The following is an 18,345-nucleotide window of genomic DNA, read 5'->3' on the forward strand; positions in this document are numbered from 1 at the left end:
TCTAGGGTAATGTTCATGTGACACTATTGGCACTTGTATGGGATTAAGAATTCAATGATTATTTTAGATTAGTGGAAATAGAGGTCGGATCTGTGGTGGGGACAGTTTTTAGAGTGGTGTTCTTACTGTTTTTTATATTAGACTAATAGTTAACATATAGAGGATGTGATTCTTTGACAGGAATTATAGGTGTTTTAGTCTTAATCATAGGATTAATTATGGCTATTTGGCCTTACTTTGCTTGGTATGTACGACTGGGATGGAAGTTTAAAGATGCGCCAAGTGATTTAGCACTGAGTACCGGACGGATCTCAGGTATTGTGTTTGTGATTGTCGGTTTTATGCTGATTGTTTCAAGTTGCTCCACAGGAAGCGGAGCGGACAGCAAATGGGCAGAACAATTTAAAGAGAAACTTGATGCAGGGCAAGTACAAGAAATCAGTATCGGCATGAGTAATCCCTCCATATTAAGCGAGGAAGAAAAAAATACGGTTATCCAAATGATACAAGATGCAGAACTTAGACCTTTTGATGCAGGTAATGTGATTGGATCGAACAATGCTGGAAAAATTACATTTACAGACGAAACGAGCCTAGAAATCGTTATTTTCGGACCTTCTGGAGGAATCGAATTGCATCCGATGGCTACTGAAAAGGAATTTGAGATAATGAGTGAAGAGTTAAAAACTTGGATTCACACAAATTATAGTGATTAGTAGTGTCATAAAACTTTTGAAATTGCCCTCCAAGAAAAAGGGATCTGGAAGCTTACTTCCAGATCCTTTTTTTTCATATTGAGGCTTTGAATTCTTATTTTCACATCAGATACTAATGAATATTTCACAGGGGCAACTAATTCTTATTTCGTTTGTTAACTTCAATTGCAATGAACTCTGGCAAATAATTAGGAGTACAACCCTTTGATACCATTTCATCTTTATAAAGACCTGTATTCTCACCAAGTTTTATACAACGTGCACGATACTTTTGATCATAAATGCCTATCCAGCCTGCAATGAAATTCATAGCCCACTGAACTTCCGGCTCTTCCTGCGTGATATTAGCTTCAATTGCAGATAGTAAGTCCTCGGTGTTATCAGGAGGCGTTTGTCCAGTCCATCTCAATCGCGCTTGATAATACCAAAAAGCTCGCCTTTGAAGAGCAGAAGGGCTATTCTCCCATGACTCCATTAATGCTATGGTCTTCTTGTCTTTGGTGAGCTGATTAGCCATTAACCAATCCATTAAGTTATTTCGCTCATCAAAAGTGTGAGTCTGCATATCCTTATCAAACTTATCAAGCACTTCTTGTGAGAGAAGTTTTTTATCCATAATTAAAATAGCTAATAGTCTGGGCAAAAACGCTGCTGTCGACCAAAGTTCCATAGCTAGTTCGTGATCTTTTTTAATGTCCTTCGCAATTTTTCGTAAGTCGCCTAGCTTAGTTTTACTATTGATCTGTTGTAGAATGTTCTCTGCTTTTGAAGAGTATTTCATTTCAATACTTTTATCTTTATTCATTTGATATCACAGCTCCTTTATGGCGAAAGTCTTTGAAAAGCGGAAGGGCTATTTCCCGTGATTCCATCAACCTCAGTAAGATAAGCTTATTTTCATATATTGACATATAAATGTGTTAGACTACTAAAAGAAGAATTGCCGATCTATACTAAAGAACGCTACACAACTGGATGCAGACAGTTATTACGATAAACGTAGTTAGAAAGGAAACCCCATGAATAGTTCCTTGAAGCAACGAATGAAATCATTAATAGCATCAGTGTTTCCCGGTGGAATCATAACCATTCTGATATTTTCCCTTGATTACTTCCAATTTGAACTTGTTGAAGAATTTCTGCTTTTTGCGGCTTTTGTCATTGTACCTCTTGTGATTTTAGTTTTGAACCATGATGAAAAGAATAAACATCAACGAATGATTTATGCTGCTATGAAATGGCTTCAATTTCCCGCTGCGCTTCTTACCCTGACCTCCGTAATGAGTAGTAAGATGTGGGGCTTAGAAAGTACGGCAATCCCAGGGATCCTGTCACTTGGATGGTTACTGTTCACATTGCTGCTTGGCATCTATGGCTTGACCACGATTGTGATCGCTAAAGGAAAAGCAGCGGAAATAGCGATTGGTGCGGGGCTCGTTTATTTTTTTATCGGGGGCATTTGGTTTACCTTATATCAATATCAATTAACCCTCTTCCAAGCTAATCCTGCAACGCACGCGTTAAGCTCGCTTCACTTTCATTTCTCATCTGCGATCGTTCCAATTTTTATTGGTGCACTAGGACGCATCATGACGAAGAAGAGTTGGTATCCCTGGGTTGTTGCCATCGATATCATCGGACCCATCTTGATTGCTATTGGTATGATTTTCTCCAAGCCAATTGAATACATTGGTGTCACTTTGTTCGCCTGTAATATTGTGGTTTACACCGCTTATCTCCTTGCTTACTTGAGGAAAAACGCCTTGGATATAAAGGCAGCCTTCTTCTTGGGCCTTTCTTGCCTAGCCTTTTACACGGTTGTTGTCATTTCCATCTTCTATCCGTTACTGAAAAATATGTACTCCTTAACCATACTCGATTTTATTCCCATTTATGGATCTCTGCATGCATTTGGTTTTGTCTTATGTGGACTGATTGGTTGGGTGTATATGGTAGGTTTTATTAAGGAAAAGGCTAACCCATCGGCTTCATAGGAGTAGTTTGGTCAGGTTCGTGCTATAATAGTGATCACATAAATAACATTCATCATTCTGCCGAGATGGCGATGATTAAGGAGATTGAATTTTGACGAACAACCATGATATTGGAGCAGTTAACGAACTACCGGAGAACCTTGAAGAGCTCAAACGAGCGGCTAATCGGACGTCAAGCTGGAGAGACAGACTGAATGCGGTGAACGAATTGGGGAACTGGAATACAGAACCTACCATTAAGTTGCTGCAGCATGTTTTGAAAAATGATCAAGTGTTCCAGGTGCGTGAAGCCGCATATAACAAGCTGAAGCAGTTGGATGAAGATGTACAAATGCCTGCCAAAAACAAAGGCGAGCTGTTTAAAGGTACTAACAAAATTTTGCTACGGATTAAAAAAAGCCTTCCTGAAGGTCACACATTCGAGCAATTCAAGGAAAAACTGCAAAAGACACGTCTGGATATTTATGATACTTACGAGGGCGACAAAGATGCTGAGTTCGATTCCTGGCTCCATGGCATTTGGGAGACACTAGGTAGAAGATAGCCGCCGTTCACCTTATAATAGCTAAGTACAAAGCCACTCCATCAATGGAGTGGCTTCTTTATTTCCTATGATCTGACAAAAAATGCCCCGTCTACTGATTCTTAAAAATCAGTAAACAAAGCGCAAAGTTAGAATCTTTTTGAACAACTTCTATACGATTTATTCTGGGATATAAGGAAGATCCAATGTCTTCGGAACGTTGATGACATGTTTTTCGGTATACGTGCGTATACCTTCCGCGCCGTATTCACGGCCAATACCCGATTGCTTGAAGCCACCGAAAGGGAACCGAACGTCGAGCCCCTGCACAGCAGCGGTATTGATCATGGTCGTTCCAGCTTCGAGTTGACGTGCAACAGAGATGGCATCCTCTTCTTTGCCCCACACAGAACTCGTCAATCCATATATGCTCTCATTGTGTAGATGAATTACCTGCTCTTCATCGTCAAATGGCAGAATCGGAACCGTAGGGCCAAACTGTTCCTCCACCACAATCGGATCATGAACATCGCAATTCAAAACAAGCGTAGGTTGTAAGAAGTAACCTTGGTCAAACAGCTTCTGATCCAGAATTTGACCGAGAGGGATGACCTTAGCCCCTCGCTTTTGCGCATCTTCAACCAAACCAAGCACAACATTTTTCTGCTTCAGGTTATTAACCGGACCTACTGTCGTATTTGAATCAAATGGATCGCCAATTCGAATCCAGCGATTTGCCGCCTCTATATATTTTTCCACAAACTCATCATAAATAGAACGGTGTACATACACACGTTTGGCGATCATACAGATCTGGCCTGCTGTCAAGAAATTAGAAATGACAATCCGGCGCATGGCTCGCTCATCATGAACATCAAAGCTTTCCAAGAAGATAGCCGCATCATTACCACCAAGCTCAAGCGTCATATCCTTAATCGTTTCCGAAGCCGCTTTAATAATATGCTTAGCTGTCGCGGTCCCACCTGTAAAGGCGATTTTCGTAACAAGAGGATTACTAGTCAGTTCAACGCCCACATCTGCATCACCATGAACGACATTGACTACACCAGCCGGGAACTCACTCGCAATAATCTCTGCCACCTTCGCTGCCGCCAGTGGCGCATATGGGCTTGGTTTAAGCACAATCGTGTTGCCCGCAAGTAAGGCAGGAGCGATCTTAATCGTAGATAACGCAATGGGATAGTTCCATGGACTAATCGCTGCCACCACACCAATGGGATCATAGGAAAGAATCGTTTTACCATTCTCATGCTCTTTGATCTCTTCCTGTAGAGCCGATTTGGCTTCATTACAAGCAAATTCCATCCACATTAACGAAACATAAATTTCACCGTGTGCATCATATAGGGGCTTGCCATGCTCTCTGGACAGCAAATGAACAATTTCATTCTCAGCTGCTCTAATCTTCTCGATCGCCTTGCGCATCATCATAATGCGTTCATCAATGGAGGTCTGCTTCCATGTTTTAAAAGCTCCCGCCGCTGCTTCAATCGCTTCAACCGCTTGTTCTTTCGTAGTGACAGGGAAATAGCCTACGATCTCCGTTGGGTTTGCCGGATTCTCTTTTGCTAACTGCGAAAGGGATTTTACATTCTGACCATTAATGAACGCTTCAACTACAATTGTCTCTTGGTCTGCTTGCGTCGTCATTGTACATCCCCTCCGTTATTTAGATGGATTAATTCCAAACTTCTTCTGCAATTTCCTTCACATAACGAAGTTTACGCCATTGTTGTTCTTCCGTTAAAATATTGCCTTCTTCTGTAGATGAAAAACCACATTGTGGACTCAAACAAAGTTGCTCAAGTGGTACATAGGTTGCCGCCTCTGCAATCCGAGCTTTAATGTGTTCTTTATCCTCTAACTCGCCTGTTTTCGATGTGAGTAAACCAAGCACGATTTTCAAATCTTTTCGATTCACATATTTTAATGGCTCGAAACCACCTGAGCGCTCATCATCAAATTCTAAAAATAATCCATCTACGTTTAAGCCTCCAAAGATAACTTCAGAAGCGTAATCATAACCACCCGTTGAGAAATAATTCGATTTATAGTTACCACGACAAATATGCATCGTCACAACTAAATCCGCCGGTTTATGAGCCAAAGTCTCGTTAATCATTCGCTGCATCGTTTTCAACTCTTCTGCCGGTTCCAGACCTTTGGCACGCAGCTTATCATGACCAGCTTCTGAGAACAGGTCTGCCCAAGCTGTATCATCTAATTGCAGATATCGACATCCTGCATCATAGAAGGCTTGAATGGCTTTTTGATAAGCCGCAATCGTATCCTGAAGGAATTGCTCTCGGTCCGTATAGATATTAGCGTCATTCTCCAATCGATATAGAAGCATGTTGGGACTTGGAATCGTCTGTTTCGCTACTGCGTCACCTGCATGCTTTTTCAAAAACTCAAAATCCTTAACAAAGGGATGACTCGAGAAATCAACTTTACCAACAACACGAATCCCACCCTTGCGCGTTTGCATATTGTGGAATTTCGGTCCATCTATTTGCTCATACAACTCTACGCCATCCAAGCCGCCCAGAAAATCAAAATGCCACCAGCTTCTGCGAAATTCACCATCCGTAACTGCCAATACGCCATTTTCCTTTTGCTTTTCAATAATTCGAATAATCTCTTGATCTTCCACAGCTCTTAATTCCTCATATGTGATGTTGCCTGATTTATATTGTTCACGTGCCTGACTTAAATTCGCAGGACGTAGAAAGCTACCTACATGATCATTACGAAATGGTATCATAAGTATTTCTCCTTCTAACTTTTTATTCTAATGAGTATAGCATGATGAAAAGGAATGCTTGTTATATGAAAAAGGCATGGCTAGTCATAGCTTTTAACAATAGCGATAAACAAGAACATCACTTATGGATTGAAGCCGCTACGGAAGAGCAGATTTAGAAGAAAGTTTGGAGGTTTTTTCTGAGTCGGTATCTTTTCAATTAGCCTCACAAGACATCAAAGTAAAACTAATTGAACCAGATGCTATTAAAACGGACTTTGGCGGAAGATCTATGGATTTCTACTTTAAATGATGATACATCAACAGACTGTAGGGTATTTACTACATTTAGGAGTAAATTGGGGGAGATGGAGAAACAACAGTCTTACGCCTCACTTCCAGAAATCATTGCGGAACCCATATACCAAGCGGCCACAGACGGTACAAAATCAATTCCGATATGTAGTAGCCCCGATACCAAGATGCTCATTAATATGAGAGAAAATACGGATGAAATAGAGTATCTAACAAATATAGCCCAACATCTTTCTTGAATTGGGAACATGACGTAGTGGTGAAAAATACAAAAGGAGCGCACCACGGCTGCTCCTTTTGTATTTATTATTTTAGTTAAGATCAGCTCTGAGCCATTCTGGGCACGAAACTTCGCTTGAAAAGATGATATTGCCAAACGATAGAGGACTAGAGAAGGAATCCATTGTTTACTTGATCTTTGCCCTGTACAAAAAACTTAGCGTCATTTGTGGTACAGTTCAGCATAACTTTTGTAGGGGAAATCATTTTAGTAACCATAAGATGACAATAAGAACAATAACCTCTTTATTCATGAACATCTGCAATCATTTCACACCAAAGAAATTTTGTTAGGACATCAGACTGTAATTGAGATCTATTGCATACCCTATAAGAAACTTCATCTCGGAATCCGTTAGGAGAAACCTCATAATATAAATGCTATTAAGCATCCCCATTTCATATGATTTCAATAATAGAGTATTCAACCTCTCATGCTGTTATTCATTATTTATAATTTTAGGTTAAGAAATGAATTTCACTTTATTATCTACTCATTATCTTCTTGTTTCATATCTTCTTTAGGGGCGTCAATTCTCTTTAACTCAATATTTTCATTTAAAAAATCATGTCTATTTAGAGTTTCCAATGTTTTAGTATTAATATTATCATTCATCTTATTTATAGTTTTCTGGACCTTATAGTCTTCAAGACTAACGACCTTCTCACCAATGTCATTAATTCCATCTCGTAAGTCCTTAAACGCTTCAATAACTTCTTCTAATTTCAATAGTTCGGGGTTAGTCTGAACTTCTGTTTTCGTTATTTCTTTTTTCTGCTTTATCTTCTTCGTTTCTAAATTTGTAACAAATAAAGAAACAAGCCACGGTAACACAATAACACCTACAATGAAGGCCATTGCTGTAGGACTATTCTTGCTTAAATCTACCATTTCAAATTTGTTCTCATTTTCATTTTGTAAATCTTCTTTGATAAAATCTTTAGCTAATACTTCAAGAGTGCCTTTTTCTATATCTACTATCCCCACAATAGGACGTCCTAGTTTGTTGAAATTATCTTCGAAAACTTCATAATAATCTTTATAAATATTTTGTTTTTTAAATTTATCTAGATACGTCACTAATTCTTTTTCATCTTTAAAATCATTAATTATTTCGAAATCATCAATACACCTTACATAATCTGATAATTTTTTTTTGAATCCTGCCACTATATTATCACAATCATTTTTAATTTTAATATTGTCTTTTTCTGTCGATGATAGTCTCTCTATTAAATATTTTTCTAGTGAGTCCAAATTAAATTCCTTATTATCATTTAAATTTGGATTAATGTATTCATACATCTTATCTCTATCCATCATGACTTTAATGGAGTTTAATTTAGTGAATAATTTTCTATGCATTTCAAAAATTAATGACATTTTCATAATTCTTAAACTTGGTTTTAGGGAAATTGGATTGCCTAGATAATATATGTCTAATATATCTTCTTTCTTTCTAATTGAGAAATTTTTGAGTTTTGCATACTTGTTATACATATCAAAACTTTCATTAAATATTACTAAGTGTTCATTTTCATTTAAATTTGCTACTCTGTCTGTAATTATATTTAATAAATACTTTTTATAATATTCTCCTGCTAAGTCATCAATCACTTTAGAAATCTTCCATGGACTGATATATTCATCAGAACCTTGTTTAATCTTTAAATTGTATTTAGTCAATGTCTTTTCTCCTTATACTTTCTATGAATGTTGTTGCTTTAATAATTCCCTTTTCTAATTCAACTTTTTCATTTTCCAATGTTTCTATTCGTTTACGTAATTCTCTTTCGTTCTCAATTAAAGAGTTATTCAAATGATTTTCAAACTGCACAATTGATGCTATTGTTATTCCTAAACAAATTAATACTAATGGATTTGTATCAAATCCAGCTAAAAAACTTACTAAGAAAAAATTATTTTTGAATCCTGGCATCAAGAATCCAAAGAAAACAAGAACTATCCCTAAAATCAAGAGCACAAAACTAACTATGCCCAATAATATTCCTGTTTTCTTATAAATTACAGTTCCAACCATTGCAGAGGATACGGTTAAAAGAGCCGCTCCAATATTTATAGAGTTCATTTGGGCTGAATTTAAGCCAAAAATTTCTGCCACCATTAATATTCCTATTACTACCATAGTAAACGAAATAGGGTAGAAAACATTTATTTGTTTCTTCATAACACCTCCCCTTTCCATATTCAAACCAAATTATACCATTACTAATTTATAATTTAAGTAAAGCTTTACACTTAGCTGTTTATTATTATAGATTGCCGAGATATATTAATTATTCTTTGAATATCAATATAAATCCTCTACCCAAAAGAGAATAAGCGAGCCCACAAAAATTAAAGGATTTAATGAAACAGTTCTTTTATAATAAAACGTTGGGGATCCAATTTGAAATTGATCTCACTTCTGATGCAATTAACAAAATAAAATTTCCCTTTAGATGTTTCTCATATTCTGTTTCATCCATTCATTCGAAAAAACTCGCCATCACTAATGTTACGGTGAAATGAAGGACACCCTAAGGGTGTCCTTCATAGTTTGTGTGACAGAAATTTAAAACGGAATCACTGTTACAGATACTCGACCAAGCTGGCCGTCTTAGGTTCATATACTACATTGGTAATCGAGCCATCTCGAATACGGCTCACTGCTTCGTCAATCACGTGCAGCGGTAAAAGGAACCATTCTTTCGGCTGTACAGGGTGACCAAACTGGTCATGAATGGTTATGTTAAGCTGGGCCGGTGCAAAGATGCGGTGGAATATCCCCTCCAACTTCGTTCGATTTATGCTGGCCAGTTTATAAGTGGCCACAACTTCGACATCCGCCAGCAAGTAAGTTGAATCATTTACTGCATTTGCGATGCGAGTTTCAACTTTACCACCAGTAACCCCAATCTTGTGAATCAAATTGCGATGCTCGGCAACAAAAGGGTCACTGGACAGACTGCGTAGCACATAGATAGTGCCACTTTCCACATCACTCTCGTCCCAGGTCCCACTGAATAATGCCCCTAAATCAGGATCAGTCAAACGACGTCCAGCCTCATCTTTGTATAACGCGCGCTGTAAGGATCTGAGGAGAAGATTACTTTCGGTACCATTAGAATAGATGACTCTAAGTCTTGCATCAGGATGGCCATTAGGTGCCTTAAATTCATCACCCTTCTCAGCCACGTAGGCAAGTTGCCCCCCCAAAATAAAGAAGTTCCCTTTAATGATGCTCGCATCCTTACTAAATGGCCGCGATTGTCGATCGCCAGATTTAAGTTCCCGCTCAACCTGCTCAAACAGCGGTCGAAATCGATCAAAGTCTTCACATCTCTCGCGATTGGCAATTTCCTCTGCAGCTTGTATTTCTACTCGTGAGCGGACATAACGTAGTTCTGTAATGTCTGATGTACCAATCGCGCCTTCCAGTTCGGCGAGCAGATCATCATCATTCAGTGTTTTCACTGAATCAATCTGTGTAATCTCTTCCCCACTTAGCAATCCTTGGTTATCAAGCGGAGCAAGAAGAGCACGGCAATCTTCCTGCTCACGCAGGCGATCGAGTCGCACAGCATACATTCTCTCAAAGATGTTATTATCTTCACCATGCCGTGGAGCATGACCATAGTTTTTTACAAAATTCTGGATTTCTTCAAACCCTACAATGATCCGCTCCTCACGTGGTGTGTGAGAGCGTACCTTTACTACCTCATATTCCACACCAAGTTCTCTGAGAAGTTCGTCGTCAGAAAGATTAGGCAAGTACATCCCCTCCACTGCCTTCAGCGACCTTCTGTTGTGCAGAATAACGTTGCAAAGCTACCACACCTTCCGCCATACGTTTTTCCCACGGATCTTGAGCGTTTATGTCTGGTAGTCTCCCGCGCTCCTTCTTGAATTGCACAGCCCGTTCAGTCAACGCTCTAGCCTCTTCATAGGGTATACTTACACGCTTTGCCGCGATAACAGCTGCAACTTGTTTCAGACTATCCTCGCTTAACGTCTTAGCGAGAATTGCATATGCCTCGCTGAATGGATTAATACGGTCGATTAGGTCGATGTCCAGTTCACGCACATCCATCACAAACTTACGGACTCCATCAATGAGGGCAGTATTGGCAACCTGCTCACTGCTTCCCTCATTACCTCCAAGCGCAGTTTTCTTGGCTTGTTGCGTTAGATTGAGCGCAGCAATGGCGTGCTGGCGAACCGCTTCCTGATCTTCTATTTCGAGTTCGGGATACTTTTCCTTGATAATTTTGCCCATCTGAACCTGAGTCAGCTCCTCCGGCACCATTTCGTCATCAAACAAGCCTCGCTCAATAATATTTTTGTCCTGAACGAATGTTGCAATGACTTCATTTAGGTCCTCTCGACATATACGCACGGCCTCCTCACTCTTGGGTTCAAAGAGGCCCTTGATTTCGATTTGTAACTGCCCTGTTTCTTGGTTAAATCCGACATTACACTTTTCTGGGTCATAACCTTCTTCTCCATAGTCGAAGCCTTCCAACGGACCGTTCTCTGGATTCTTCGATTTAAACTCAAAGCGAGGCGAAAGGACCTGCTCCATAAGCAAGCTGGCAGCAATGGCCTTCAAGGTATCATTCACCGCCTCGGTAACGGCCTGCTCGGAGGCATCAGGCTCAGCAATAAGATTAGTAAATCGAGCTCGAATTTTTCCTGGCGCGTCTCGGGTTGCCCGGCCAATGATTTGCACAATCTCAGTTAGACTCGCTCGATAGCCTACTGTAAGTGCATGCTCACACCATATCCAGTCAAAGCCTTCCTTCGCCATACCAAGAGCGATGATGATGTCTACATGGTCACGATTGTTCTTATGAGCAGGATCTTTCAAAGCGGCGGACACTCGATCGCGCTTGGTCGGGTCGTCATCCACTAGATCGGCGATCCTGAGGATTTGGCCGCTTGGCGTCTTGACCAGTTGAAAGCCAGTCACGCGGTCAGTCCCTTGCCATTCCCCTAATTCTTCAATGATGTGCTCCACCTCCCTGATCTTATCCTTTGTGCTCTCGCGCGAATTGACATTCGGGATATGAATAATAGTCTTCTCAGCCGAGTCGAGTACTTTAAGGATGTCATCGGTGTATGAGCCGGAGTAAAAGAAATAGCCAATGTCGAGTTGCTTAAGATACTCGTAACCGTTGAGCTGCTCGTAATAAGTGTAGGTGACGGTATCGAAATTTGCCTCGTCCCTCGGGGCCAGCACTGCCTCAGCATCGCCTCGGAAGTAGGAACCGGTCATCGCCACGATATGCACGCGATCGCGCGCAATTAACTGTCCGAGATGCTGCCCGAGTTTATTATCAGGGTTTGCTGAAACATGGTGAAACTCATCCACGGCAATCAGTCTGTTATCAAATGCCTCCACCCCAAATTCATCGACAGCAAATCGGAAGGTAGCATGGGTACAGACCAATGCCTTATCGTTGCTTTCAAGGAATGCGCCAACCGACTTAACTTTGCCGCCATTATCCGAGCCTAATGCGTTACATAAGTTCCATTTTGGCTCCACGTTCCAGTCGGCCCAAAAGCCAAACTGACTCAGTGGCTCGTCGTTGAAGCTGGAACCGATAGATTTTTCTGGCACTACAATGATCGTCTGCTTGAGCCCTTGATTCTGGAGCTTGTCGAGTGCTATAAACATAAGTGCCCGGCTCTTGCCTGATGCCGGTGGCGACTTAATAAGTAGGTACTGCTCACCTCGTCGCTCATAGGCACGCTCCTGCATTGCTCGCATTCCCAACTCATTGGCCTTAGTCGAATTTCCATTATGAGAGTAAGAAACGGAAATTGAGGGGATTGATCTATTTCCATTTGCCATATACCTGCCTCCTTCTTAGATTTCTTAGTCAGTTACGTAGATGTCGTCGTCTTAATGTAAAGCTCAAACAGTTTTCCCAACCGCTCGGTATCGTTACGAAAACTACGACCTATGTAGATTCGCTCCAACACCTCGTCGTTGCGTCTATGTGCCTCACGTAGATCAGATGGCATACTTTCAGAATTGTATAGATCAGCAATTGTCGCTGGGAAGTGTGCCTCACGAACCAACAAAATGTCCTCGGCACAACGGGTAAGGTCGGTCTTATTCTTCTCGGTAAGATTCGGGACTGGAAAGGCATTCCACCCGAGTGTATTCGAATAGCGGAAGTCCGTTTTCAACTTACCACAGACAGTTGCGACCCATACCAAATGAAGGCGCGACGCAATCAAAGCCATACTCCATATGGGGGCATCGTAAAGTGCAAATGCATTATCGGACACAATTGAATGTGACTGTAAAATCCCGACCGGAAGGTATGAGCGAGATTCCGAGGTAACTTTAGGAACAACAATTGAAAAGTTAGTGGCCCTACCTTGGATTTGCCTAAATCTATGAGGTTTTTCGGCATATGCTTGTGTGGAAGGTGTGCCACTAGCGGCTCGCATCGCACTTACTGCAGCCAAACGTTCAATGACGAACGTTGATTTAGTTGCCTCATCAACATCAGTATCCTCGATCCACAAGCATCTCCTGACCACTCCTTTCACAAACTCCTGAGAACCGACAAAATCAAATATAAATTTAGATAGAAACGGCTCACGTTTTATCGCTTCGTTAGCTTCGGACATCGAAAGAATTAGGTTACCCCCATCGGTAGGCATGTTTCCCTTAACCATGAGTGCTCTATTCGCAGAATTACGTGAGGCTGCATTTACTATTACATCCTGAGCTGCCACCAAATATGCATTGATGTGCTCGGTCTCCTTGGCAATCGCGCTTCCGTCGTCACTGACCGAAAACAACTGTCTTACCTTCCCTGGGTTATTGGAGATTCCGATGATAATTACTGTCACACCTGCGTTGTGACTCGCGAGATTCGTCCATTTGAATGAAGTATGTGCGAAAGCGATCTTATGCCCTGTTTCAAAGATCAACGGCCATAAAATTGGCACTTGTTCACCTTGACAGATTGAATTTGTAGAAACAAATGCAGACACAGCATTGGTTTGGGTCCCGTAGTCAGAAGCTTTAATGAACCAACCCGCGACGTAGTCGAGTGACTTCCAGCTTTTTGTCCTTCCCTCAAAAAGGGCATGTAAGTCGGATTTTTGCTCCGCTGACTGAAAAGTAAAGCCAAGGTATGGTGGGTTGCTACATATGTAGGTCTCCCCACCTTCAGTCTTAACGTCAATCTCCATATGGTCAATCGGTGTGTGAAATAGTTCGTCAGCTTGGATCTCTACACCTGTTCCTGTCGGCGGACAGACGCTAAGCCAATCTATTCGCAGAGCATTTCCGCAGGTAATCCAGTTATTTGAAGAAAGTGGCAAGAAATCAGCAAGAGCAAGTGTTGGTCCACGATAAAGCACATCGCATTGGTATTCAGCGATAATAAGGGCGAGACGCGCGATCTCTGCTGAAAAGTCACGCAATTCGATTCCTAGAAAGTTAGTCAACGGTATATCACTCTCACGCCCATGTTCGCTACGTCGTTCGTTGATGATGTTTTCTATCTCCCGCATCTTCTTATACGCGATGACTAGGAAGTTGCCTGAACCGCAAGCCGGATCAAAAACTCGAATCTTAGATAGACGCTTGCGCAAGTTGAGCAACATTCGAAGATTGTCCCCAGCCGCATCAAGTTGCGCTCGCAAGTTATCCAAGAACAGCGGATTAAGCACCTTTAGGATGTTTGGCACGCTCGTATAATGCATACCGAGAGCACCACGTTCCTCGTCGTCTGCAACAGCTTGGATCATCGAGCCAAAGATATCTGGGTTGATCTTTGTCCAGTCCAGGCTGCCAATATGAAGCAGGTAAGAACGCGCGATCTTACTAAACCTTGGCACATCTACACTGCCCGAGAAAAGTCCCCCGTTCACATAAGGAAACATATCGGCCCAACGCGGTATTTTTGCTTCCGCACGTTCTTGATCCTTTGTGTTCATGGCGCGGAAGATCTCGCTGATCACTTCATGCGTGTTCGAGGCATCGGGCGCGCTCATCTGTTCGACCGTACCGGTGAACAGTCGCAACCTGCTAAAAATGCCGGTGTCTTCAGCAAAAAAGCAAAAGATCAGCCGTGCCATAAAGTGGTTCATCTCGTGGCGCCGTTCAGCTACTCCCCATTGCAGGTTCTCTTTCAGTAGTTCAACATAGAGCCGGTTCAACCGGCCTGTTGCCTGAATATCGAAAGAACTATCACGTATCTGCTTGACGGTCGTGATCCCGGCCAGTGGTAAGAAAAAGCCAAAGTGATTTGGGAAATCTTGATAGACACAGACGAGCGGCGGCTCATTGGACTCAAGATCCTCTGCCTCAAAGTACACCCCATCAGTAGCAAGAATAAAACGTGCTTTCGCTCGAATTGTTGCCCGGCTTTCTTTCAGTGCGGCAAGTGTCTGGGTAACTTCACCAGGTTGGGCAACCACGATGTGAATGTTGCTCGTCTGAAGGACACCGCCCAGATCGGACTTGTTAGTTTCGCCCGAGCGTAGTCGCTTAATTGTCGTCTCCTTATTCCCGAACGCTCGCAAAAAGGTAAACGGGAACTCCTCCTCGTCAAAAGGTTGAATCGCCAAATCGGAGACTGCTTCTTCAATTTCTACCGGGTTCATTACTTGTCTCCTCCAGAGTTAGTGCTGTTGCAAACATGATGCCGTAGTCATTCTCTACCGAAATACTTAAATCTGCTCATAACAAACCTGTAATGAACAAAGGCATGATGTCTCTTCATCAATTTCAATCTCAGTAAATGTCTTGCATCCATCACGTTAACAGCAATTTTGTACTAATTATACCATACGGACCAAAAGAGACGGAATTCAATTAAACCCATAAGAAAGGCTTTCCTGAATTACCTCAAAAATCAAATTCAATATCATTGCCTTCACCAAGCTTTCAAATTACTACGTATGGATCATGGCACATGCAGCTGACTGTCCTGTTTGTAAAGAAATTCATCGAAGATGATTTAGCTGAAAATAGTACAAGCGAATGATAGCAGCCTCACCAGGATTCCAAAAATAGAAAACTCGGTGGAGTATTTGATAGATCAAACAATGGCTCGCATAAAAATAACAATGTCGTCTGTTTTTATACTTTACTCCCCTTTAGGTCATGCGCGTAAGAACTGTATTTTATTGATTTATAAACGAAATTTTATCTTTATATCATAAATTTGAGTATAAATTTATGAGGTACAGAAATTAACAAATTGCAAAAGCAACTCTTAACATTCTTGGAGTCAACCCTCAATCACGAAGACAATATTCACATACTCGCCATTGCAGAAAAGGAAATGAAAGTTTACAAAAAAGAGCGACCCGTGCATCAAGTGCGGCTCGCTCTTACGTTTCAGGAAGGAGAAACAGTGAATCCATATTATGATGGTGCTGATTTGTTTGTAACCATAAGAGAAAACAATATCCAATTCGTACTAGAAAGGGATTGGTCAGATGGGACTCCAGCCATCAAAGGAAGCCCCATTGAGTTTGCGCTGGGTTGGTATCAGAGCTAGCAGAACCTTTCTATATTTGGGCTGAGGCTCTTATAGCAACCGAAGTTAACGACCATCCCCGCTATAACAATACCCCAAAAAGTAATAACTATCACTATCATGAGGAGTTAGAAAAATGATAGATCTAACATTCGATATGCAATTCGCTACCTTGATCGAGACCAACATACTCCCTAAAGAATGCCTTACATTCATCCAGAATTACATGCAGCAACTCCGTAACACTTATGAAGATGAGTCCTTCCCTCCTCAAGGCCAATGGCTCTTCATCCTGGAGGCCAACGATAACCTTATTCCTATCCAACACGATGAAACTACATTCTTATGCTTAACAGGTACCCACTACCCTGAATACATCGAACAATACACTTTTAATGAGGAATATGCTTTGTATAAAATCCACGTCATGCTAGACAATGAGTACAGCATGACGTTTTTTACGTTAAAAGGTATTCATTCTACCGAGGCCGAGCAATGGCTCCTTGCCAACGCCAACTAAGCCTAATCTACAAACGAAAGGAGCATCATCTAATGTCCTTGCAACTGACTGATGCCAAGAAAAAATCACCTGCTGTGCTTATGAAAACGCATCATGAACAACACCTTAGCCGCTTTCCTTTTGCCAAGTATTCCATTGAGCCATTAGAGGCTTGGAAATAACAGTTCTCTGATCCTGCCACCATTGAAGCCCACACTCTACGTTCTGCTCTGCCATGGTCTTGCGGCAAATTGCAACAACAAAGCATTCCTTACCCGTACAAAAAGCTCCACCTAACTGTCATTAGCAATTGGAAGAACTTCGTGGAACAGTATAAACCCGAACCGTCATCTGTTATCTCCTATTGGACAAAATTTCTTGGAAAAGACGAATATGCGTTCAATACAATCGCCTTTCTTACTCATCTTCTATGTCCCGATCAGGTTGATCTTACAGATTCCCGTCGAGCCAAGGCATAAACGACCCTACTTACAGAAGCTGAAATCCCGGATGAGTGCGTAGAACTTGAATATGTGTCCGCAACTATAGAGCAATACAGTGACTTTTACCATCAACTCCTACCCAAGACATAATCTATACTTGGCGATCAGGCTTTCGTAAAGCTAGGTGGCTTTTTATTTGCCTACGGATAACAAGATGTTCTAGAGAAGGATAGCGAGCTCAAAACTAAAAATCTGGAGCCGATCATAACAGGGCTTGACTGGGATACGATCGATACGAGTCAGTTTAACCTGAATTTGATTGCTAACAGAGCAAATGCAGATAGCCTATTCGCTTGCCTGCTACTTGCGCTGGATATACAGCCTGAACTCCCCAATAAACTTACCATTCACGAGATTATCAACCTTATCCCCCTAGGTACTGAAGGTATTTGCAACCCCTCTAGCTACAATTACGCTATGATAGTCCTTTTGGTAATCAAGCCGGGAGAGACTTCTTCGTTTTCGAGAATGAAAACCTCACCAAAAAATTCACTGAGCAAGCTAACAACTCTACTCGCAACATGAAGCTTTACAGTGAGCACGCCGAAGACTCTTTATCTATTAATCCCAAATATATTCGGGGAAAGAGTTAGCCTCATTGCCTATTAGATGGTAGTACCAACTCAACAAAACAATTACAAATACTAAGGAGAAAACTCCTTGAAATTTTTATATTTTATCATTGATCTGCTAATCAAAACAGCTCGTATTCTTCCTTATATCGAAACAGCAATTAGCCTTCTATCTACAATAAAGGTACCTTCAAATAAAAACTATGAATGTCTAGATCTCCATACTAGAAAAAGGGTGCCGATCTCGATCGACCCCCATCTAAACCTCGCTAAAACTGACCAAACCCAACCACAGGCCACGCTGCTACATGGCTTGCTGGTTTGAACGGACGGTTTAATTCCTCCCTGGAAAATGACGCAGTCTCCCACAGACTGTTCTTTCCATTAAACCAGCAAAACGAAACTATTCCATTTTTCGAAATGCTGGATAAACTCTCTAGACCTCAATCATCTTAAACTTCATCAATATATGCTTAGTTGGCCCCATAAATATCGTGAGATCATTTGAAAATGATCTCTTATATCATTCATTTACCACTTTTCTCGGCTTGTTTTCTGATTGTTCCTATGAGTTTGTCGCTTCGCGTGTCTCTACCATTAGAATTCCTAATAGTACCAGGTGGAAGACCATGCTTTTTCTCAAAAGTGCCAACTGTACAGT

Annotated in this window: 14 protein-coding genes; 6 read left to right on the top strand and 8 right to left on the bottom strand. The window is 41.3% G+C overall.

Annotation, left to right across the window (positions count from 1 at the left end):
- Positions 1 to 173: 173 nt before the first annotated feature.
- Positions 174 to 716 (top strand): DUF6199 family natural product biosynthesis protein, encoded by a 543-nt coding sequence (locus NYE45_RS29940; RefSeq protein ID WP_340015100.1) that lies wholly within the window; start codon positions 174 to 176, stop codon positions 714 to 716.
- Positions 717 to 852: 136 nt separating this feature from the next.
- On the opposite strand, the gene NYE45_RS29945 is transcribed toward NYE45_RS29940, so the two are convergent.
- A complete protein-coding gene (locus NYE45_RS29945) occupies positions 853 to 1,521 on the bottom strand; it encodes a DNA alkylation repair protein (protein WP_340015101.1) in 669 nt (222 codons plus the stop codon).
- 214 nt (positions 1,522 to 1,735) lie between these two features.
- On the opposite strand from NYE45_RS29945, the gene NYE45_RS29950 reads away from it, so the two are divergent.
- On the top strand, positions 1,736 to 2,710 hold the full coding sequence (locus NYE45_RS29950; RefSeq protein WP_340015102.1) for a YndJ family transporter: 975 nt from the start codon (positions 1,736 to 1,738) through the stop codon (positions 2,708 to 2,710).
- Positions 2,711 to 2,801: 91 nt separating this feature from the next.
- Positions 2,802 to 3,254, top strand: a complete 453-nt coding sequence (locus NYE45_RS29955; RefSeq protein ID WP_340015103.1) for a HEAT repeat domain-containing protein — start codon at positions 2,802 to 2,804, stop codon at positions 3,252 to 3,254.
- A gap of 159 nt (positions 3,255 to 3,413) precedes the next feature.
- On the opposite strand, the gene NYE45_RS29960 is transcribed toward NYE45_RS29955, so the two are convergent.
- From NYE45_RS29960 to NYE45_RS29990, 7 genes are all read right to left on the bottom strand, one after another.
- Positions 3,414 to 4,904: an aldehyde dehydrogenase family protein gene (locus NYE45_RS29960; RefSeq protein ID WP_340015104.1), complete on the bottom strand. Its 1,491-nt coding sequence runs from the start codon at positions 4,902 to 4,904 to the stop codon at positions 3,414 to 3,416.
- 28 nt (positions 4,905 to 4,932) lie between these two features.
- A complete protein-coding gene (locus NYE45_RS29965) occupies positions 4,933 to 6,018 on the bottom strand; it encodes a 5-methyltetrahydropteroyltriglutamate--homocysteine S-methyltransferase (protein ID WP_340015105.1) in 1,086 nt (361 codons plus the stop codon).
- 1,063 nt (positions 6,019 to 7,081) lie between these two features.
- Positions 7,082 to 8,278, bottom strand: a complete 1,197-nt coding sequence (locus NYE45_RS29970) for a hypothetical protein (protein ID WP_340015106.1) — start codon at positions 8,276 to 8,278, stop codon at positions 7,082 to 7,084.
- On the bottom strand, positions 8,271 to 8,780 hold the full coding sequence (locus tag NYE45_RS29975) for a hypothetical protein (RefSeq protein WP_340015107.1): 510 nt from the start codon (positions 8,778 to 8,780) through the stop codon (positions 8,271 to 8,273). The genes NYE45_RS29970 and NYE45_RS29975 overlap by 8 nt, the downstream gene beginning before the upstream one ends.
- Positions 8,781 to 9,184: 404 nt before the next feature.
- Positions 9,185 to 10,366: a GIY-YIG nuclease family protein gene (locus tag NYE45_RS29980; protein ID WP_340015108.1), complete on the bottom strand. Its 1,182-nt coding sequence runs from the start codon at positions 10,364 to 10,366 to the stop codon at positions 9,185 to 9,187.
- Positions 10,359 to 12,449: a DEAD/DEAH box helicase gene (locus tag NYE45_RS29985; RefSeq protein WP_340015109.1), complete on the bottom strand. Its 2,091-nt coding sequence runs from the start codon at positions 12,447 to 12,449 to the stop codon at positions 10,359 to 10,361. The genes NYE45_RS29980 and NYE45_RS29985 overlap by 8 nt, the downstream gene beginning before the upstream one ends.
- 32 nt (positions 12,450 to 12,481) lie before the next feature.
- Positions 12,482 to 15,229: a DNA methyltransferase gene (locus NYE45_RS29990; RefSeq protein ID WP_340015110.1), complete on the bottom strand. Its 2,748-nt coding sequence runs from the start codon at positions 15,227 to 15,229 to the stop codon at positions 12,482 to 12,484.
- Between the two features lie 599 nt (positions 15,230 to 15,828).
- Here NYE45_RS29990 and NYE45_RS29995 point away from each other — a divergent pair.
- From NYE45_RS29995 to NYE45_RS30005, 3 genes are all read left to right on the top strand, one after another.
- Positions 15,829 to 16,131 carry a hypothetical protein gene (locus tag NYE45_RS29995; protein ID WP_340015111.1) on the top strand — a complete coding sequence of 101 codons (303 nt, stop codon included), beginning with the start codon at positions 15,829 to 15,831 and terminating at the stop codon, positions 16,129 to 16,131.
- Between the two features lie 115 nt (positions 16,132 to 16,246).
- A complete protein-coding gene (locus tag NYE45_RS30000; RefSeq protein WP_340015112.1) occupies positions 16,247 to 16,630 on the top strand; it encodes a hypothetical protein in 384 nt (127 codons plus the stop codon).
- A 32-nt stretch (positions 16,631 to 16,662) separates the two neighbouring features.
- Entirely contained in the window at positions 16,663 to 16,791 is a 129-nt protein-coding gene (locus NYE45_RS30005) for a hypothetical protein (protein ID WP_340015113.1), read from the top strand.
- Positions 16,792 to 18,345 lie beyond the last annotated feature (1,554 nt).

It is taken from the genome of Paenibacillus sp. FSL K6-1318 (assembly GCF_037976905.1).
GTDB lineage: Bacteria > Bacillota > Bacilli > Paenibacillales > Paenibacillaceae > Paenibacillus > Paenibacillus amylolyticus_A.